The 1387-nt window shown below is 39.0% G+C and carries 2 protein-coding genes; both read right to left on the bottom strand.

The genetic code is table 11. The features are described 5' to 3' along the window. Window positions 1-50 precede the first annotated feature (50 nt). Window positions 51-290: a hypothetical protein gene (locus AB1414_20925; GenBank protein MEW6609875.1), complete on the bottom strand. Its 240-nt coding sequence runs from the start codon at window positions 288-290 to the stop codon at window positions 51-53. 186 nt (window positions 291-476) lie between these two features. Then, window positions 477-1148: a transposase gene (locus tag AB1414_20920; GenBank protein MEW6609874.1), complete on the bottom strand. Its 672-nt coding sequence runs from the start codon at window positions 1146-1148 to the stop codon at window positions 477-479. Window positions 1149-1387: the final 239 nt, after the last annotated feature.

The raw sequence follows: 1387 nt of genomic DNA, 5'->3' as shown, positions 1-1387 counted from the left end.
AAACTCAATCAAGGCCGTATCTGTATCCGAGAAATACCTAATTTTCATTTTTATTTTCCCTCCTTAAAGTTTCTATCAAAAAAGGCATTATGAACGGTTTCTCCGTCCTCTAAAAGGATTACTCTTAAATATCTCCCTACTTCTTCGATGAATTTCCATTTCCTTATTCTTCTATCGCTCTGAACTTCTGTTTTCACAGGATTTTTAATTGTATCCGATATCCATTCATCTTTGATAATTGCCCTATCAGGACGCTGTTTGATAAATAAAAAGTATTGAGTATATTTCATTGAAAAATTATACCATTTTTCAACCTGACGTCTAAAGGTAGTGATTAGTTATGCCTATTATTTACAGTCAAAAATATCCGTATTCCAGTTGCCACTTGGTGAAATCGTTCTTGATCTGAGCTCCGCCTTCTTTCCGTACTTTTTAGAATTAAATAATTAATTAATTAAATAGGGACACATCCCATTTTAAGGAGTTTCCTTTTTTGGTCTTCCCTTTGGACGCTGCAAAAGCCTTCTTTCAAGCTTCTTTTCCATCTCGACTACAAACCTCTCATTCCCAAAAGGTCTTCCAGTTTTTGTCACGTACCGCAGATGTTCAATTTCTTTTCTGGGAATATCAGAGCGCAACAACAGTATATAATCCTCCCTCCGGTCGTCACTGAAGAGTTCTTCTCCCACAACAGAATCTTTGCTGCCGTTTACATGTGCGCGTGCGCTTGAATAGGGGTAATCTTCGGGTTTCTTAACCATCCCAGCACGCAGGGGATTTTGCTCAACATACCTGGCAACAGCCCATAAATATTTCTCCTGATCCACAATGCATGAATGATAGCGGCTTTCCCACAGCCTGCCTGTCCGTTTATATGTCCTGTTTATATATTGCGTATAGCATAGGGTAAGACCCTGCATCATTTTATATAATGATTCCTCAGACTTTGGTTTTGTCAGAAGATGTATATGATTACTCATAAGGCAGTATGCCATTATCGGAGATTCCCACTTCATAGAGTATTTCTTCAGCAATGACAGATACTGCTTGCGGTCATTTGCATCAAAGAAAACATGCTCTCTGTTGTTTCCTCTCTGTATTACATGGTGCGGAAATCCCGCTGCAACTGCCCGCCCAATCCTCGGCATACAGAATTCTATAGATTATTGTGTTGAGTGTCAAGAAAATGGGATGTGTCCCTATTTATTTTTATTTAGAAAATGGGATGTGTCCCTATTTATTGGATGTGTCCCTATTTATTTTAGTTGGGGTATCTCTATGCAACGCAGGTACGGAGAAATCCGAACCTATCTTCAAGGATGGATGAACTACTTCGGCATTGCGATGAAATATAACGATGCCGTTGAGTTTGACCAATGGCTTAGAA

The organism is bacterium (genome assembly GCA_040755795.1).
Lineage (GTDB): Bacteria > UBA9089 > CG2-30-40-21 > CG2-30-40-21 > SBAY01 > JBFLXS01.
This window is presented reverse-complemented; position numbering and strand designations above follow the sequence as displayed.